This is a genomic window from Endozoicomonas sp. SESOKO4, assembly GCF_024606275.1.
In genome coordinates, this window is the sequence record NZ_JAHHPS010000101.1 from 1 (window position 1) to 20,944 (window position 20,944).

Annotated in this window: 7 protein-coding genes; 4 read left to right on the top strand and 3 right to left on the bottom strand. The window is 48.0% G+C overall.

Going from position 1 to position 20,944, the window contains the following annotated elements; genetic code table 11:
* Positions 1-98: 98 nt before the first annotated feature.
* Both KDK16_RS01755 and KDK16_RS01760 read left to right on the top strand, forming a co-directional pair.
* A complete protein-coding gene (locus KDK16_RS01755; RefSeq protein ID WP_257274387.1) occupies positions 99-1,439 on the top strand; it encodes a TolC family outer membrane protein in 1,341 nt (446 codons plus the stop codon).
* A gap of 4 nt (positions 1,440-1,443) precedes the next feature.
* On the top strand, positions 1,444-13,923 hold the full coding sequence (locus KDK16_RS01760) for a VCBS domain-containing protein (RefSeq protein ID WP_257274388.1): 12,480 nt from the start codon (positions 1,444-1,446) through the stop codon (positions 13,921-13,923).
* Between the two features lie 122 nt (positions 13,924-14,045).
* Here the strand turns inward: KDK16_RS01760 and KDK16_RS01765 are convergent, their stop codons facing one another.
* A complete protein-coding gene (locus KDK16_RS01765; protein WP_257274389.1) occupies positions 14,046-15,539 on the bottom strand; it encodes a Fic family protein in 1,494 nt (497 codons plus the stop codon).
* Between the two features lie 236 nt (positions 15,540-15,775).
* Between KDK16_RS01765 and KDK16_RS13445 the strand changes: the two genes are divergently transcribed.
* Both KDK16_RS13445 and KDK16_RS01770 read left to right on the top strand, forming a co-directional pair.
* Positions 15,776-15,916, top strand: coding sequence for a type II toxin-antitoxin system HigB family toxin (locus KDK16_RS13445; protein WP_368736430.1), 141 nt, complete (start codon positions 15,776-15,778; stop codon positions 15,914-15,916).
* 208 nt (positions 15,917-16,124) lie between these two features.
* Complete coding sequence (locus KDK16_RS01770) at positions 16,125-16,577, top strand: type II toxin-antitoxin system HigA family antitoxin (protein WP_257274390.1); 453 nt, start codon at positions 16,125-16,127, stop codon at positions 16,575-16,577.
* Positions 16,578-16,749: 172 nt separating this feature from the next.
* Here the strand turns inward: KDK16_RS01770 and KDK16_RS01775 are convergent, their stop codons facing one another.
* Entirely contained in the window at positions 16,750-20,682 is a 3,933-nt protein-coding gene (locus KDK16_RS01775; RefSeq protein WP_257274391.1) for an ankyrin repeat domain-containing protein, read from the bottom strand.
* 43 nt (positions 20,683-20,725) lie between these two features.
* Positions 20,726-20,944: hypothetical protein (locus KDK16_RS01780; RefSeq protein WP_257274392.1), on the bottom strand; the 219-nt coding region annotated here is incomplete at its 5' end.

A 20,944-nucleotide genomic window follows, 5' to 3' on the forward strand; every position in this document is an offset into this window, starting at 1 on the left:
GACCAATTTATTGCAACCGCAGTAGGACAGCCTTAAGTCCGACAGGCTGCTAGCTCCATCTGATTTTTTCGCCACCATTCTTTACTGAATTAGCTCACATGAAACTGCCATTTCAACGACGACAGCCGTCAGTGGGTCTGGCTCTTGTCGTGTTTCTCACTCTCAGCCACCAGACCCACGGGCAGAACCTTGAAGAAGTGGTCAGTGTGGCCCTCATCACTAACCCGAAAATGCTACAGGCTTTTCATAAGGTTCAGGAACGCAAACACGATGAAACCGTTGCAAAATCAAGCTATTTCCCCACTCTGGATCTTCATGCCGGTGTCGGTCATGAGCGCACTGACAGCCCGGCAACCCGCAGCGGCGGACCATCCACTGACGAATACCTCAGACGACGGGAAGCCAGTGTTGTACTGCGCCAGATGATTTTCGAAGGTTTCTCAACCCTGAACAATGACCGCAGAACGAAGGCAGCCACTCACTCAGAGCAATACCGCCTCCTGAGTATCGCCTCCGAAATGGCTCTTGATGTGACCCGCTCTTTTCTGACGATCCTCATGCAGCAAAAAGCCCTGAAAATGGCTCATCAGAATCTGGATGCCCATGAAGAGATCTATTACTCGATCTTTAAACGCTCGGAGCATGGCGTTCAGAGCGTAGCCGATTTGAGCCAGATCAGAGGGCGTCTTGCAGTAGCGCATTCCAATGTCATTGCTGCACAGAATAACCTGAACGACGCCCGGATACAGTTTCTGAAACTGGTGGGTATTCAACCAGATAATTTGATCGCACCAGATCCCGATATCAGCCTGATTCCAGAAACACTGGACGACACTTTGAGATTGGCTACAAGGGACTATCCACTCCTGCAGTCAGCCACACTTGACCAAAAGGCTGCCGATCATGAGTACGAGGCCAGCAAAGGACGCTTTTATCCCGAGTTGTCTATCGAAGCGGCTCGTTCCTGGAATTACAACCTTAACGGGATCAAGGGCAGAGACGATGATTACGCCATTATGCTTCACGCCCGATACAACCTGTTCAGTGGTGGCAGAGATACCGGTCAGATGAAGGCAGCCCTGACCCGGCGAGAGGAGGCTGGGGACATTTACTCACAGGCAAGGCTTCAGGTTGAGGAAGAAGTCAGGCTTTCCTGGGAAGCTCGCCAGCAACTCAAAAGACAGCTTCCCAAATTGGAAGAGCACTTTGAGGCCATCAATATGACCGTCAAAGCCTATCGCAGACAGTTTATTCTGGGAGAGCGGACCTTAGTGGATGTCCTTAACGCTGAAAACGAAAAGCTGGAAGCCAACATGGCCTGGAACCGGGCTTTAACCCATGAGCTGGAAGCCAAGTACCGACTACTGCATATCACCGGAAGACTGCTCGACTCACTGAAATTCACTCTGCCCGCAGACTGGGTACCACCCCGGAAGTAACGTCATGAGAAAGCTGGTCGTTCCATCTGAAGGCGCCAGAATCGGGAAAGTTTCAGGCGTTGTCTGGAAGCTATCACCGGATGGTTCCCGTCAGAGAATTTTTCCTGAAGACACTGGCACCAGGCTGTCCTCCAGCATTACTGTTGAAGTAGAAGATGACTCCGATCTTGAACTGATTCCAGAACCCCTGGCCTTGGATGAGCCTTTTGCAAAGACAAGCGAACCTTCTGATACTCTCAGACAAGAGCTTTCCACCACATCCGGGCATGGCCAAAGTGTTACCGCGCCTTTTGTCTTACCCTTGAGTCTGGTCCGGATTGTACCAGCAGCGGGCTTTCAAACAGGGTCAAGATCTCAAGGTGCAGAGTCTGAACGGCTGCGCTCTGGCCAGTTCAGCAATGATCGGGCACAAGTAAACGACACCAATGCTCTTCTGAAAATTGCTGTACCGATCACAGTCGATAATGTCGTCAATCTTAAGGAGTCAGGGCACCTGCTCATCACCGGTACCGTCACGGATATTGAAGACGGCCAGAGTGTTCTGATCATCCTGACGGATCAAAACGGTAAAAGCCTGCAAGCCTCAAGTACTGTTTCCGGTGGTCACTGGCAATGCGTCTTTAATGAAATGGGAGGCAACAGTGCTGGTCTTGTTGATGGCTCTGTCCTGATCGATGCTTCAGCTTCCGATCTTTTTGGGAATAGAGCCAGTGACAGCCATTCATTTATTCTGGATACCTTTGCATGGACCCGAATCAACGACGTTGACAGTATCGGTCAGACGCTACCCACAATGCTCAGTGGTCGCATAGACGGAGTCGAAAAAAGCAGGGAAATTGAACTGAGAGACACTAACCCTGTTGTGTTCCCCTATGCCAGGTTGATTCCCAATGGCGGCACAAGCTGGCAGACCCCGATTCCCGTCTCTCAGAACCTTATTGGTATCAGTCCCACTGCATACATCAGTGACCAGGCTGGCAACATTGCGACAGATTACCTCCCTCCTATTGGTAACCCAATTCGAATGACCACTGATGAGCATACGGTCATTAATGTCAAACAACAAAACCCTCCCATTACCAATGAAAAGACGGATCTTACTTTTGACCTGCCATCACTGCAGAAGTACGCTCCAAAGAATCTTGAAGTGATCGATAATGGACAGGCTTACCCTCTGCGTTGGCAAATATCAGACAATTCACGTGTTCTTAATGGAATATACTCCGTTAACGGCAAGGAAAAGATAGCCATTCACTTCCAGATGCCTGCGCGCGGCTCCGGTCTGGCTGAATTTACCCTTGATGCACCACTAAAGCATCCTGACGGTCAGGGGCAGAACAGTATCCGTTTTACCCTTCCTTATCTGAAAAGTGATCTCATTACTCAACACCGCTCTCTGGCCGGTCAAGAAATTGAAGTGACCGACGATGTGCCTGTCGCAAAAGTCCACGCGGCGGTGGATTTGATAGAAGGCTCCTTAGCCAGCTGGCACCAGAGAGGCAAACTATTCACTAAAAATGATGCCGGGAATGATGATGCAAGATTGACCGCTGTCAACCAGAAGGCCATAGAAGACTACCCTGCTGAAGCCTCTGGAAACAGGGCTGGCTGGAATAAGCTGACAGGACAATACGGAAACTTCTTTTTCCGGGCGGACGGTCGCTGGTTTTACAAGGCTACGCCAGGTCAGTTGCACCCAGGGGGCAAATCCCTGAGTGAAACGTTTGAGTTTACCGTGACCGATTACGATGGGGATGATTCATCGGCCAGTATTACTTTCGATGTTCTGGACGGCACTGCCATTTCTACTGCCGATATTTTTTTCATAGCTGACCAGGAATGCCAGTCACCACCCGCTGCTGACAGTGGGATAGTCACCTATTTCAAAGGTTCAGACACTATTGCCGAGAACAGCCTGACTTTTGATGCAGATGCGACACTCTCTCAATTCAAACAAGTCCTGTCAGGCAGAACGGTTACCAGCAGTGGCATAGCTCTCGATCTCAGCAGTCTTTATCCTGACCGTCAAGAACGTAATCTTAAGCTGAAAACAGTCGATGGAAAAACAGTCGTACAATTCTGGCTGGATTCGGTGACAACGAACAGCAAGGGGGATGTCAGCGCCCGTATCTCGGTTCTACAGAATCTCAATCTTTCAGTAACGGATGCAAAGGACACATCCGATCTGATTCTCCCGGTCATCACCCATGCCCTTGAGATCAAGGATGATATGGCAGAAGGTATCGCTTATATCACCATGAAAGATGGCAGACTCGAAGCCCGGGACGACACAGGGTCCGTTATTGAAAGTCAGAAGCTCAGTGGCAATGTTATTTCAAACGACACGCTCTGCTCGCACGTTGCTCAGGTATCAGAACTCTTTATTAACGGCCGTTTTCTTCCTTCAGGAACGGACAGCCACTTCCTTCCGGAAAAAACGATTCAAACACTTAAGGGTGAGCTTCGTGTTGAAAAGGACGGGTTCTGGAGTTTCAGCAGCAGGGATTCGCTGAATCAGTCACAACCTCAGCAACTTCCGTTCAAATACACCCTTATTGCTATTGATGGCCATAAAACCGCAGCCACTTGCACTATTGATGTAACGGATGGCGCCCCTCCTGCCGGCGGATTTTCATCCAGTCTCACTTTCAAAGAAGCCGGGCTACAAAACCCTCCCCTTTATCCCGTTGTCACTAACAGTAACAAGGTCATCATCTCTGGAGACGGTTCAGACCCCATAGCTTCTTCAAGCCTGGTATTCAGTGACAGCAATGCCAAAGATTTATCGGGGAAATACTTCTCTGGTCATGTTCCGGTTATCTTCACGGTTTCTGGAAAGACTCTCACGGGTCTGGCGGCAAGTACAAAAGTACTGGACGTCGAGCTGATCCCGGAAACCCAAACTGGAAAGGATCTCGAATTCAGCTACAAGGCAACACTCTATCAGCCTCTGGAGCACCCGAAAAACAACGCATTAGATATGTCTTTAACGGTCAATGCTGCTGATATTGACGGCAGTCCATTAGTAAACCACGGAAGTCTTTCTCTCACTATTCAGGATGGCGCAGACTTACAGTTTTCAGACCAAGAAATGGCTACTCTGGATGAATCCGCCCTGATCAGCCAAGCTATGATACAAGGAACTGCAAAGCTGCTGATGACCCCGGGCTCCGACAAAATTGACACGTCCAGCTGGAAGTTTTCGTCAAATCAGCCTGGCTTGCTCAATCTTAGCTCCCTGGGACATTCTTTGCTCTTCGAAACCGGGACCACCAATAGAGCCATTCAACTCAAAGATTCATACACTAACAAGCAGGTTCTGAGCCTGACGCTGGATAACCTGCCTTCAGAACAAGACAAGTCAATGCTTCAGTGGACGGCTAAATTGCACCAGCCAATGGATCAGAATCGGGGGTCATGGCCAATACAGCTGGCGGTTGAGGCCGCTGATATGGACAACGACAAGGTTCAGGGATGGTTTTTTCTGGACATCAGCAATGATCAACCCAAGGCTGTGGACCACAGCTTCAGGCTTATCGAAGGCGAGGACATTTCCAGCAGCCAGGAAGGAACTCTATTCACACTTGAACAGGCAGGAGCAGACCTGGGTAAGATCACCGCCATCAATGGCACTGAGCTGACTTCCAGTAGCGACTTTCAGGTCTTCCCCGGAAAGCTTGGAAGCCTGTCAGTAAAACCTGACGGCACCTGGCAATATCAGGCTCTGCCAAACCTGATTCATCCACCAGAAAATATTCTATCAGAGACGTTGACCTACACACTGACCGATTCGGATAGTGATCAGTCCAGCGCACAAATTACTTTTACCGTCGAAGATGGGACACTGCCTCACTTTGATCCAACCAGTGCTCCGATTCCCCCCTCAACCGGGAGTCCTTCAAACGTCTCCGGTGAATTAATGACTCTGGATGTCAATCAGGAGTGCAAGCCCCTGTCTCAACCTGACAAGGGCAGAATCACTGTCATTAAAGGCTCAGACAGTCTGCCAGTCGATCAATCTCTGCAATTCGATCCGTATAAAACCCTTGAGTTGTTCAGGACGGCTTTAACCAGCAGAAGCCCTCAGAGTAATGGTCACCCGATAGACCTGTCAGGTCTGAATCAGGACGCTGACAACCACCGCCTTGAGCTCAAAACCGACGAAGGTAAAACCGTTCTGCTGATCACTCTGGAGAAATTTTTTCCAGATCCCGGCACCGGAAATCTGAAGTCTGAAATTCACGTTCTGCAGGAAAACGCTTTTCAGGTAAGCGGTACTGAACCTGTCATTATGCCTGTTTCGTTAAAGGCTATTGATCATGATGACGACACCGTTCGTGCAACTGTCGATCTGAACATGATTGATGGCACTGCAACCGCCGTTGATGACTATGAGGATGTTACTGAGGGAGAGACCGTCACTGGTGACCTGGTGGACAATGATGAAACCTGTATGGACACGACAACCGTCATTGCTGTCAATCTTGGCTCCCGCGACAACACCCCAGGGAACGACCCCGAAAAAATCTTCACTTTCCCACCCGGAACACCGCTTACCACAAAGTATGGATTGCTGATGGTCAATAAAGACGGCAGTTACCGTTTCGATGCCAGCGACTCCCTGAAAAATAATCCTGATTCGGTCCAACAAATTTTCTCTTACACCTTGCAGGATGTTGAGGGCCACAAGGATCATGCCAGTGTCTATATCTCTATTGTTGACGGAACGCCACCGGAAGGCCAAAACCTGGGAAAAATAAGAATGACTGAGGGGGAAGTTAGCGGGCAGAGATCCTATCCCGTCCATGGCTCACTGCACAGTCTTTTATCCGGAGGTTCAGACCCGGCTGATCCAAACAGTGTCCGCTTTGCTGGTCAGTTTGGCGACCTGAATAACAAACTGACATCGCTGGGCGAACCTTTGTCCTTTACCCAGGAAAAACAGTCTCTGCAAGGCAAAACGGGTGCTGGAATAACAGTCCTGTCTATTTTCACTCACCTTTCGATGGCTTCTTACAGCAAGGATACACCCGTCACTCATGAAGTGCAGCTGTTCAGACCGCTGGATCACCAGGGCACTGGACAAATCAATGAGCTTGTCAGTGTTGATGGGACTGACATTGATCTGAAGTTACCCATGACCTTTTCCGACTTTGATGGCTCACTCACAAAGAAAACAGGGCTTTTGGAGATCAAAATCAAGGATGGAATAATGCCGAAAGTAACGAATATCACCAAGATAGGCATCGACGAGAAAAACATTCCTGTCAAAGATTCTGAGTCCGTGACTCTGGAACCGGGGTCTGACCCGATAGCACCTTCCAGCCTGCGATTTGCAAACAATCAACCGGGCCTGTCGGGTCTTTTCAGCAATGACCAGCCACTGACTCTGATTCGGGATAATGACCAGTCTCTCAGGTTGGTCATCAACGAAAACCCTGTTATTCAGGTGCTAACCATTAAACTCGAGGGTGCTCCGGCGCCAAATGCACCATCAAAGGTCCGGTGGTCCGTTCAAATGGACAGTCCAATGGATCAGGATCAAGGCCAATGGCCCCTGGAGATTGCGGCAGAAATCTCGGACTCCGATGGTGACATCACAAAGTTTACTCTGGCTGCAGATATCAGAGACAACATCAGTGGTCTCGATATTCTGGTGATTACACCTGAATTAACATTGATTGAGCCCCTGCTGGATGCACCTTCGCCGACAACCGATATGTCATCAGCCATTGTACACGCTGGCACTGATAACATAGAACAGGTTCATTTCCTGACACCTGCTACTGATAGCCAGAACCGGGCCATTGATGACTCAGGCCATCCCCTCCTGCATGATGGATTACCTATTCACTATAAGACAGAAGCCGACCAATCGATTCAAGCCTGGGCATATAAAAATGGAGCTCCGGACCAGAAGGTTTTCACCCTTACCTGTCAGGACTGCCCCAGTTCGGGCAGCCCTATCCTTGCTAATACTTTTGCCACTGTTCATCTGAAGATTGAATGGTTCACCTTCCTTGATCATCAAGATGACAAGGGACAAAAAGATAATTTAAAACTGCCAACGACCGTGACTGCGATAGATACTGACGGTTCCGGGGTTCAGGATCAGATCATCCTGACTCTGACTGATGGTACTTTACCGGTGCCCGGGGATCCCCGGTCACCCGATCCTGCAGTGGACATTAACCGAGGTCAGGTAAACACCCTTGAAGCAACGCTTGATTTTGCCCCCGGTTCTGACCGGGTCATCCCCGATATTGAGCTCAGCGATCTGCAAAGCAGACTTGAGGGGTTCAGCTCTGATGGGCATCTACTGAATAAAATAGAAAAAGCCCCTGACGGTTCTATTAATGTTTATCGTTCAGACAATCAGCTTGTGTTTACCCTGAAAGGCAAAGCACTACCCGGCAATCAGGCAACACTGGAAGTCAGACAGCTCGACAATATTGACCACTTGCCAACAGCTTTATTTCCAGAGTTTGCGGAAACCAGGACAGTCTTTATAAAGGTCTGGCTGCATGACTCTGATGGTGACGAGAGTAAAGAATACAAAATCATCCATATTGATATTAAAGATACCACCCCTTCTGCTTCACCAGACCATTTCAACAATGGCAACCCTCTGGCTCGTGAAGGTCAAACCGTCCCTCTGGATAAGAATCGTGGACTGATGACCAATGATCAACTGAACGCCGATGCAGACAATGCAAGAGTAACAGGGCTGCATTATCCACCTTATGATCATCAGATTCCTGCTGGTTCATCAATAGCAGTGGACACCCCCCTGGGCAATCTGACCGTTTTCTCTGACAGCCAATGGTCTCTGAATACACGAACATGCATTGATCATAGCGGCGGCAGAGACAGAACGGAAACCTTCCAGTACACGATTATGGATGGCGATCAGGACACTTCCGCTTCGGAAGCCTCGATCACAATCAGAGACCTTGATGCGCGCTTTCGAAGAATACAGAATGCATCAGGCATTGAAGACCAGGTTTCCCCGGTGCCTGTGAATTTTGAAATATTGCTGGGTGATACAGACCGTGGCGAAACAATCAGCCAATTATGGGTTGTTGAGCGTTCACTGCAAAAGGGTCAATTGACTTACAAGGGCCATCCGCTCCCGACAAGTGACGGAAAGATTACTATACCTTCTGAAGCCTTAGCGCCTTCCCGGGAGGACTGTTATCGTTTCTTTACCTCAGTTGAACTGGGTTATCTGCCACCCGCGAATGGCTCTGATTACAGCTTCGCCCAAAATAAAATCCGATTGAGACTAAAAGCTGATATCAGCAAAAATCCCGGACCCGATCAGAGCATCAGCAGTCTGCTGAAAATCAACATCAGCGGGGTTGCAGACAAGCCATTGTGGAACAAAGGTAAGGACATCGACTATTTTACGACAGAAGAAGATCATCCTCTGACGTTAACGGGTGCTGGCGCCCGGTTGCAGGATACTGACGGGTCCGAAACCCTTTCATACGAAATACTGGGCATACCAGAACACTCCACTCTGAAACTAAACAGCACAACCCTCCTGGCTGGACACATCTTAACGACATCAGAGATTAAGCAAATAGAAGTGGTTCCGGACTCTGACTGGAGTGGGAAACTGTTAATACCGCTCAAAGCCAAGGTCACTGAGGCTCCTCCCTTCTCGGTCCAGACAGCTGAGGTTGAACATACTCTGACTGTGGATGTACAACCCGTAGCCGATCAACCATCACTTTCCGTTTCTCCGGCAATGGCGGGGGGCACTTCAGCCAGAGTTTCAACTCTGGAAGATGGCAAGACTCTGGTGGCCAATTATCTCCATGCAAAGCTTTCGGATATGGATGGTTCAGAGCAACTGTTTATTCACATTAAACCCATGGTGAACCCGGGAGAAGATCCCGGGAGCTTTTGCCTCGAACAAACAGATGGAAGCTGTGATCCTCTAACCACTGGCAAAAACCCGAATGCCATAATGCTGCCGGATGGCAGCGCCGAAATCGCTTACGATCACTTGTCCGATCTTGCTTATCAACCCGCAAAGGATCGCAGTTCTGCAAACTTTGCTGACCTTCGTTTGAAAATCAATGCGGTCAGTAAAGAAGACTCTCAGCAGGGGGTTGTCCCCTCTGCTGAAAAAGCCGTTTCTGTAGATAGGTATCTTGTGCTCAACATAAAAGGGGTTCCCGATGCTCCCTCGGTCACAGGCAACGCTGTCTGGATATCAGACCCCCAAAATGGATTTTCACTGACAGGCACGGGTCAGGAGGATCATGCATTGCCTATACAGTTCGATATCAGGTCTTCTGATATCGATGGGTCGGAATCCCTGAATGTCCTTCTGGATACCGCTCTTCTTTCCAATCGGTTTATGATCAGGGACTCTCTGGATCAACAGCCTCCTATTGCAGGTATTTCCTCTAACAAGCCTGTCTATCAGGTCAGTCAGAATGATCTGAAAACCGGAAAATACAGCATCATCCCTCCTCTGGATTACGCCGGTGAACAGCGGCTGACCCTGAAAACCCTGATCATCGAAAGAGACGGTGCCCATTCCGTGTTTCCCATTGAGTTGACCGCAAAGTTCCTCCCAATTGTCGATACTATTGGCGAACCCGTGTCTTACAGTGGTCGGGAAGTGGATCTGCTGCCTGACCATAAGGGGTTCTCAGGCGGTGCTGCCTTAACATTGGAAAACATCAAACTGAAAGATACTGATGGCAGTGAAAGCGCCCGGGATATCAACAGAGTTCAACTGCCTGCCGGATTCCTGCTTTACCAGAAAAGCATTGCTAACTATTCCCGTCTGGACCCAGACCAACCTCTGGCCAGTCAGCTCGGTGGCAGGGATTCATTAATCGAGGCTTTGCGCCAGAAAACGCTGGTCATTGTTCCCGAAACAGGAGGCAATATCGACACCGACTTTCCGACAGCCAGTCAAACCGCTACAGACTTCACTTTCTACCCGTTGATTCGTGACCAGCAAAACAATCTGGAGACCACCAGCGAAATCACCATGAAGGCAACCATTCGCTGGACCGGTGAAGTCGACGGTCCTACTTCTTCGCCGGTCAACAATGATGAGAATACACGCATAGAATATCCCACCGGCAATTCCTTTACAGGGCCGGATATACCTCTGACGGATTATCAGTTTACTTCAACCGACACGGATCAGAGCGAGCATGTTAATCAAAACAATCCTGTTTTCAGGATTGCTTTGCTGGACGCCGGGGGCCGGCCTCTGAGTAGCGGCTGGCATCTGTCCGACAGTAATCCCAACATCTTGACGTATAATGGCAATGAATGGTTGGTAAGCAAAAACAGCCTGACAGGAACGACTCTTCATATCTCAATGAAGGGTCATTATGAAATGAAGGTGGAATCACTCATCACTGATATTGGCGACCTTGAAGCTCGCTCGGCCCGTTTTAATGTGATCAACAACCAATCGTCGGTGGATAACCCTCCCCATGATCCCGGCGAAGTCTTTACCTGCGCTGATGGCATCAAGACAGATGAAGATAACATACTCCCTCTTATCGGTTGCGTTGATCCTGCAAAAGCTGTTTTCAGTCATGAGACCACAGCATTTCGGATCAATGCTTCCGATCTGCCTCCGAACTGGAGCCTGAACGGTGACTACACAAGGTCATGGGGTGAGAGTGGCGAGACAATCAGTTACCTGATTATTCCCGGCAGCCTTCCCAATATTGTCGTTAAACCGGCCAGAGACTTTTCCGGACAGCAGGTCATTCCTTTACAAATTCTTCAGCGCAACAATATCAGTGATCAGACAAAAATCAGTTCACAGGATCTGCTTTTCAAGGTCAGTCCAATAGTTGACGACAACCCGGAACTCAGGACAGACCCGCAAGCCAAAGGCTCTGAATGGATCGGAAAAGAGCAACCCTGGCCCATGAATCTGAAAATAAATCCGGCGGATATTGATGGATCTGAAAGAGTTATAAGTGTTGAACTGGTTCCCCCAACAGGCATTCAATTACAAGGCACCGGCCTTTCATTTGATGGCGCTCGATATACACTCACCCGGGAGCCCGGTGAGTCTGTCGATGCATTTAACCAGAGACTGGCAAGTATTCATTTTATTCCTGCCAAGAGTATTTCAGGGAAGGTATCTGTCACTGTTGATTTCAGGATTCAGGACTATGCACCCGATATTAGCGAGTCCCGGGAAAAAGATTTCAGCCGACAGCTTGAGCTGGAGATTATACCTGCAAATAACTGTGCATCCCTGACCTCTCCGGCAGCAGAAGGTGATGAAGACTCTGATATTCTGCTTTCTGGTCTGCAGGCAACTCTCAATGACAATGACGGCTCAGAGGCCCTGTCAGCCCTCATCGAAAACATGCCCAACGGCGCAACCCTGTCAGATCAATCGAATAACCTTTTGCCTGCTAACGGTAATGGCAGCTGGCAAATTCCTGCCAGTCTGATCGACAGCGCCGGTCAAATTGCTCCATTAAATCTAAGGCCGCCCCTTGATTTCAGCGGTGAGCTGAACCTGCAACTAACCACCTACAGTCATGAGCAGTCTCTGACCACATTCTGTACCAATATGAGCCCGCTCCCGGTGAAAGTCCGTCCGGTAGGGGATGACCTGACTCTAAAAGAGCTGACAGAGAGCAACGGCCATGAAAATGTTGCCATAAACTTGCCATTGGATATCAGGATCACAGACACTGCCTCAGACCCCACTGATCATCCTGAAGTGATCGCTGTATCGGTCAAAATACTCAGCAGCAGTGACCCGACCATTTTCCCAACGGAAAGCAAAGCTGAAAAGCCCTATATAAAAACGCCTGATGGCCTTCAGGCTCTATTTATCCAATCAGGAACAGAGATCGAAGCCAGACTTGAAACAACCACCACTACTTTGCCTCATTTGATCTATCAGCCCGGAGATGGACATGGCAAAGCAGATCTTCAGATTACGGCTCACTCCGTTGATAACACTGACGGTCTCGTTCCCGGAGAGGGTTCAGATGTCAGCCTCCAGATCAAAGTTATAATAACACCCGCATCAGACAAGCCTGACTGCCAGATAGAATACGACAACATCACTGTATCAAAAAATGTTCCGGTACCTCTTGGTATCAAAGCGGCTGTGGTGAACCCGGCTCTTCAGGTCAACAACCTGGTCAAAACTGAATTGTACGTGCTTCTGGAAAACCTGCCACCGGCTGCATCGCTGATCAACAGTGTTACGGGCCAGCCATCAGGAGTACCATCGACCTCACCTTCTGGCTGGGCACTGACAACCAGCGAGCTCAGTGAGCTTGCCATCATAAATCTGCCCACAGGTCAGTATGACCTGCAATTGAAAGCCGTTTCTGATGTTGCCGATGGTGCACCACAGCAAAGTACAATCCAGAATATTTCAGTCACAGTGACTCCGGAAACAGCCAATATTCAAACGTCCGATAAAGATGATTTTGTATTGGGTGGTGACAAAGCTCGAACCATAAACGCTCAGGGGGGAAATGACACTATTGGAGCAGGCTTGGCCGGGAACACTGTCATTGAAGGGTCAGGCAACGGGCAGATTTGGGGGGGTGAGATTAACAAAAATGGTGATGGAAAAACCGACCACTTCGTCTGGCAGAAGGGTGATGAAGGTGTCGGCGGAGCCTGGGACAATATCATGGATTTTGAGCCCGGTCTGGACAAAATTGACCTCTCGGCCATGCTCAATATCCAGTCTGTCTGGGATACATCGAAACTATCCAGCCAGTTGGTGATCACTGAATCCGCCAATTATAATGCAGTGATTTACTGGACCGACGATGGCACTAGCGGGACATCGTCTTTTAACATCAATAATGGCGACAGTGTGCAGGTTTCCGGTTCCGTCAAACAGCTGATCTATCTCAACAGCCTGGCTCTTAATACCCTCATTCCCGGTGGCGATAGCATGACCCCAGCACAGAGACTCAGCGCCCTTGTAGAGTCCGGCACCCTGAAGGTATCTAACCAATATGGCCATGAAGGTTCTGATGTACTGCGCGATAATGTCGGAGGCCTGACTCTTGACGCCGGTGGGGATGACGATGTGCTTTACGCCCACTTATCAGGCAGTAACCTGATAGGAAACAGAGGTAATGATCAGTACATTCTGGGGAGCAGTACAGATACATCTATCTGGAAGAAAGGGCATGAAGGCACAACCATTAATCCAGCTTCCGATATTTTGAAAAACTTTGCATCTGTGGACGGCAATAAGGATGTTGTGGATATCGCCGAGCTTCTGCCCCGAGAAGCCAGCAAAAATCCGGAGCGTTATCTGAAACTGGAGCAAGACAGTAGTAATAGTTTGCTTAAAGTAGCCACTGAAAACCCTGACGAATGGACACAATTCATTGTGTTTGAGGACACACTGCTTATTCCTGATGGACGATCAGCTGATGAAGCACTGAGGCTAATGATTGAACAGGGACAACTGCAAACCCATGTCGTTATATAAAGCTTTTCAAAGTAAGGGTGGTGAAGGACAGTTATACAAATTCCGCCTTCTAAATATGATATCGAGCAAGTCATTTTGAACAGCTGAGCAAGACATAATGACGAGTGCGTTTTTTCCTAGCATCAAGGTGGATACTCACCACCTAATTGCCGGATCACCTGGTTAAACTTCGCTATCCCGACATCAGGAATTTTATCAGCACCATGACTTTCGAGATCTTGCCGGGCTTCACCATAATCGTGCCAGTTGATCATTGACGCTGTATAGAGATGCATTTGATGAAAGACTTTGGTGAGCGCCCGGAACTTCCCCTGTCGACTGGCCTGTCTCAATCCATTCAAATAACTGTCACGGTGAACCGTTGGCATAATCAGCTTGTGTAATCCCGCTGAGTGCATCTCGGCATTCATCATTATACGGGATAGTCGGCCATTACCATCATCAAATGGATGACATTCACTCACCAGAAACTGCATAAAAATTGCTTTTTTCAGACCTGCCGATAGCCGCTGCCCTATCTCTAGCCCTTGGGCTAATGTGCCCTGCAGTTCTTCCGGCGTGACGAACAGGGTATCTCCCGCTTTATTTGGTTTCTCTTTAAACACCCCCGGACGCTTTTCCATACGGTGATCCATCATTAGCGCATGGCGTGTTTTTAGCAGCTGAATGAACGTCTCAACCGTATCCGGTGTTGCCAGCATCTCCTGATAATCACTGACAAGATCATAGACAGCCATAATATCGTGACTATCTTCATGGCGGTTATTGATGGATTCACGGGAGAACACAATCGTTTCTGCTTCATCAATTTCAAACTCTGTGCCTTCTATATAATTTGAAAAATAACTTTCAAAAAAAGCCAGATTCTTCCAGCTGCGTCCTTGGTAGTCATAAGGCATTTCGTCAAGTTCGCAGCGATTAAGATAGTTTGCCAGTCCGGCAAACAAATCTACTCGTTCAGAATCAAACGGTTCTCTCTGTGCAGTCGCGATGGCCAGTCGGGTTTGCAATGCTTCCGCCGGATTATGAGTTGCCAAAAGAGCACTGACCATTTTATTGAACTTTTCAAACTCCTGCTCCAGCGCAAGGTCGGTAGCCAGATCCCGGGCTTCATCTCTTAACTGGTTTAACCGAAATTCACCTCCTCGCCTCAGTTCTTTGCATAGTTGCTGTTCAACATACTCAGCCCCCAAAGATTTTACGACGTTGGCAGTTGAACGGGAGGGAGCAAGATTTTCCAGGCACTGCCGGGCCAGATTACTTCGGAATAATTCTGGCAGAAACTGTTCGCGACCCAGTGCAGGCTCCCCCGGCATCACTTCAATCACCATCCCGGCACCCACTATAACCCGTCGACGTTTACTGACCCTGGCAATGATAAACACAGACCCATCGGCAGGCTTAAGTTCACATGCAGTGCGAAAGGCGATCAGCACATTCTTCCCGAAAAGATAAGAGACCACTTCATACCAACGGTTTGCCAGAAGTTGCGGGATAGCCTCATAATCTGCATCTGTGTAAATTCCCCGGCGTATCCTGGTTAGTTCACCCTTTTGCACCGCCAGTGCATATTTTTTGGCTTCACTGGCCGTATTTGAGAAAAAAAGCTTTGGCATTTAGTCCACACTTATTTCATTTTATGGAGATAAGTATAGATTAAATACTGGATAGAGCCAGAATAACTATAGACTAAAGGTAATAAATCTGGACTAGTTTGACAGGATCAGTCATTTAAATCTTGGCTGCTGTAATAGCTTGTACCGCTTCCAGTTGTTTTCCCTCTCGGCGGCTCTATTATCATGGTCGTTCAGTAGCTCTCCTGGTCTACTGCCCGATTGATAGGTTCAAGTATATGGAAGATTGGTGGGTTATTGATATTGGTGGAAACAAATATCGAACTGTACTCGGAATTAATTTCAGATCGGGTAGAGTTTTTGTGAAGTTTTTTGGGACTCATAAAGAGTATGACAAATTTACGAACGAGTATAGATGATATAGCTAATATGGAGCCTTGAGTTCCCGCCAAAACATGCAAAAAGTGAATTGACAATGTTAAGTACTCAGCCATACGGAATCGAATATTTCTGGCTTATTGGGCAGGTGCTCTGCAAGGCGCAACGACGGGAACATAGCAAGCTATGTGACCAGAGTTGCAACGCAGTCAGAGTGCCTGAACAATGAGTCAGAAAATATGATTTCGTATGGTTGAGTACTTAGTAGCACTTGAAAATAGCGAGAATATGATGACTATATATGAACAAATGAGAGAGTTTGTAGCGTCAGTATCTCATGAAGCTAAAATGAGCTTCGGATTTTCTTTGCCTCTATCATCAGAAGCATATTACAACAAAGCTTGTGATTTAATAGAAGAACTTGACTCAAAAAAGGGTACTGATAAAGAAGTTGATTTTATTTATCACTTCATGAAAATGTGGGAAGATGAAAATCTTGAAGCATTGCCTGAAGCCAGAGGAATAGATTTTCTATTACACTTGATGGAGGTAAACAATTTATCACAATATGATTTACCTGAAATTGGTAAGCAACCCTATGTATCAAGAATAATTTCAGGAAAAGCAACGCTTAAATTACATCACATAGATAAATTAAGTGATAGATTTAATGTTCCCAGATCTATGTTTCTGGATGATTGAGACCACTCCCAATATAATTAACTCCAGCACCTGCCAAATAAGGATAAGATTGCACTCAGCCGCAATCTTATCCTGTTGTTGCGTACAGATTCTGCTGCCTGTTTTGTGCAACAATGGATCACCGCATCATTGGTGTAACATCGCCTCTTGATGTTATATCCGGGTGAAGATGTCACTCACCAATAAGCCACTGAACCACTTTCAGGTGTCTTCCACATGAGGCAAAATTCAGTGCTGTCAAGCCGCTGCTTCGGGTGTCCAGTTTTGCCCCGCATTTCATCACCAGTGCCTGGACCGATTCAAGGTTTCCCTTTAAGGCTGCAAAGTGCAATGGGGTTAGAGAAAGAGGTTCATCACTGCTAAAAGATGCGACACCAAAACGTTTTGGCAACAACCCGATGATTTTTGTGAGATGTTCGGGTTTGCCTTCTTGCCCAAGTAGTTCTATTAATTCGGGGGAATTAATGGCAGCGGCCATAAACAACGGGGTAACACCCTTCTTATTAGCAGGTGCCAAGTTAACGCCTGTTATTTTTAGCCACTTTACCGTTTCAACTTGACCGGTATGAGTTGCAGAATGCAGAGGTGTTTCCCCACTCGCAGTCTCTATTTCTAAACTGATCCCTGCGACCTGATTAAGCAATCTTATCGCCTCAATATTTCCATACTTGGCAGCGATATGCATTGCAGTTACTCCATTGACGGTTGGGTTGCAATCACATTTGCACTGTTTCAGGGATTCAAAAATGCGTTCAAGCGTATTACGTGATCCCATAGCTGAGACAACATGCAGTACCGCAATACCGGAGTGATTAGTTGCATCTGGTCTGCAGGAGTGATCCAGAAGGAACGCTATCATTGTTTCTCTGTTGAAAAGTGCAGCGAGGTGCAGAGGCGTGTTCCCCGATACATCTTTGTCTTCCCTGTTGGCGGGGGATAGCAATAGAGCAGCTATTTCTTTGTGTCCGTAGAGGGCAGCAACATGCAAGGGAGTGTAGCCCGACATAGCGGATCGAGTACTCGTATATTTATTGTTATTCAGAATGTCTCTGACTCTGTTTACATCCCCCTCTCTGGCAGCTCGATGAAGTGTCGAATAGCCATATTGATCAATGTGCATGGATTCCAGATCAATTGCTATGGGTATTGCCAGATGAGTACGGTCAGGAGCCTTGGGCTTTTGCTGGTCAACGTCCTTTTCAGATACAGAAAGCCCGAGGTACTTGTGCCCTCTGAATTTGGCCAGATCTCCAGCCATATAACCGTCTTTTGTCAACTGTTTTTGATCAGCGCCTGCGGCAATGAGTTTGGCAACAGTCTTTCTATGACCGTACCAGGCAGCAATATGCAATGCACTGTGTCCACTGCAAATAATGCAAATAAGGACATCCAGATCATTCAGTCTATGGGCCAGCAGTGCCTCAAGACTGTTGAGGCTTCCAGTGGCTGCTGCATAGTGGACCGGGTAGATTCCGTAGGCGGATGAATCGATACTGGCTCCCCACTCCAGCAGTTTGTTTACCATAGCGCCCTGATTGCTCCAGGCTGCCACATGAAGAGGGGTTATTCTTAAGCGGTGTTGCCCTGTCAGGCTGGCATTGTGCTGAAGCAGTTGTTCGGCAATGGTTTCCCGGCCAAAAAACGCAGCCCAATGCAAGGGGGTATAATCGACACTGTCTTTGGCATCGACATTCGAACCATGTTCCAGTATGTATCTGACAGTATCTTCATTGCCAGAGTAGACCGCCAGATGTAACGGGGTTCGTTCGTTGATATCTCGCGCATTTAATAGCGTTCCGGCCTTCTCGCTGTGCAATTGCAGCCATAACCAAACCCAGCCGGAGTTCCCGTTTCGAGCCCAGCGATGCAAAGCAGTCTGCCCCAGTTCATCGATTTCTTTTTCCTGTCGCCTCTCCCCGATAAATTTATACCAGATGCTTCCCAGAATATGCCCGGTATAAAAGGCGATAAACTGCTTTTGAAGTGTATGTAACCGAGAGTCATCCCCGTTTACAATTTCTTTGATTTTCTCGTTAAAAACCGTTTTATAGATTTTGCTGAACTCTCTCAACCAGTGGTTGCAACCTTGCTCGGGGTCTAAGCCAAAGTCATTATTTAGTTGTCTGAATAAGCTACCAAAAACGTCCTCTGCGGCAACTCCGCCTGCCTTGGCGTCTTCGATCACTGCCGAAAAACGATGGCTGATAAAATCCGAAAACTGTTTGACCTTTCCCGGACGGATATCAAGAAACTGTTCTTTAAATGTCTTCTTTTCCTGCCCAGACAGTGCGTTAGAAATGGCTTTTATCAATTCCTCATCCTGCTCCGGGCTATAGGTACTGACGTCGCTGGCAGAGGTAAACAACAGGAAGGGTTTACCTTGTTCTTTTTGTGCCTTGAGACGGTTGGCCAATGTTTGAAGCGACTGAGTCAAGTGGGCAGATGATTCATCTGTGACCAGTTCCCGCTGCCATTCTTCCAAAATTTTAAGCTGCCTGTTCATAAGCTCTTTTTTTATAGAATTCTCCAGGGCATAACGACTTGAATCAGTCTCTATTTGCTGCCTCCCCACTACCCCATCCAGAATCGCATCAAATTTGTTGTATACCAGTAAAACACGCTCTGGCGGGTGTCCATGGTTCAGCAGGTTCTGTAGTTCGATTTGATCTTCCAAACTCATTTCATTGGCCATAACCATTATGACGACTTCGTTATCTTTGATGGGGTGATTGTCCAACTCAAGAAAACTGTCCGTGCTTAGGGAAGGCCTCCCATAACCGGGTAATGCCCGAATCTTGATATACGGCGGCAGGTCAAAATCATCTTCGTGATGTGATACATGCGTCAGTTGGGCAGCAAAGTGGTTAATTTGCAGAAATCGATTGGCCAGAGAAGATTTCCCGACATTGGCTTGACCAATAAAAGTAATGGTGACAGGCTCAGAACTTCCTGCTGCATCGGTTGTTCCCGATGCTGGAGGTGGGGCGTTATTGATCGGGTCAGGCTCGGCACCGTCCTGGTCTGATCGGTTGTTCTGCTGGGCACCCGATGAATCCTGACTCTGTTCGCCATGGTCTTCGTGGTTGCCAGATTGTTCTGCCGCCCCAACTCTTCCTTGATGTTCATTCTTGCCGTTGTCATCAGAAAACCGAATCAACCCTTGTTCCGGATCATGTCTGACCGGCACTGATTGGCTTGACGGTGCGCCGTACTGATTTTGATCACTGCTACCGGGCACTTTTCCTGAACTGGTTTCTTGTTTTTTTTCTTTCCCATTATATGCAGTGATAATGGAGAGATCGGGAGTCATGGCTGCCTGTAAGCTGAACCATTCCAGCTCCAGTGAAAAAGAATGGTCAGTCTGTTCCAACACATCGGCCAGTTGTTTCTCAATTCGCACCCTACTCTCTTCATCCATAGGATTTTGTTCAGCTGTAGCCAGAATATCCAGCAATTGCTGAATAAACGTTTCCCGGCCATTGAGCCTGTACGCCAGCTTTTGCAACAGTTGTCGGCTATTGGTCAGGTCTTCAGCCAGCTCTTGCAGTTCCCATGAATGAATGGGCAGGCGGGCTATGGATTCGCCATTCAGCTGAATATTTAATATTGTGCCAGAGTCATAATCCGGCTCACCCATCAGCCAGTGGTGCCATTGGCTGCCCGGTATCTGGTGTTGCCAACCCGGTGGCAGTTTAAGAAAGGGAAGCAAGACCATGGTGATGCCGCTCTGATCAACAAAAGGTGGCCGGAAGGGATATTTGAAGAAGCTGTCTTCATCTGAATCCGGTCCAATGCCTCCGGTTTGCAGGTTGTGTGGTGAAAGCTTACTGGGTAGACCTATAGGTGGGATAAGGGTGTTTTTATTTTGCTCTTTTTTCTTTGGGTCATTCTGGCGGGTGACCAGAAAGGGTTCCTGAGAATACAGGACACGCTGGTAGTTATACGGCTGTTGGTTGATAACCTCAGTGGGGCAGATGTAGGTTTTTTCCAAATGCAGTGTCGTTTGCCCGTGAGTCAGTAGCAATTGGTGTGGTCTTTTTTTCGTCTGATCGTAGGCAGTCAGCAATACACTGTAAGCGTCTGCTTTGAGCTGTTGGCTGCACACCGTGAATACCTGACCAGGGCGGGCTGTGATGGTTATTTGTGATTCAGGGGCTGTCCCGGATCTTATTTGACTGTTTTGTGGCTCTACAGGTTGAGCCTTTAAAAGGAGTTTCAATCCTTGCCCATGACTCTGTAGCTTTGGTGGTTGCCAATGGAGCCAGGCTGATGCGTGGGGTGGTAAAGAAAGACAAAATACAAAAGACAGTGAACTTATGATCAGGTTGCGCATGGCGGCTTTTTACTTCGTACCGGCAAAACTCTCT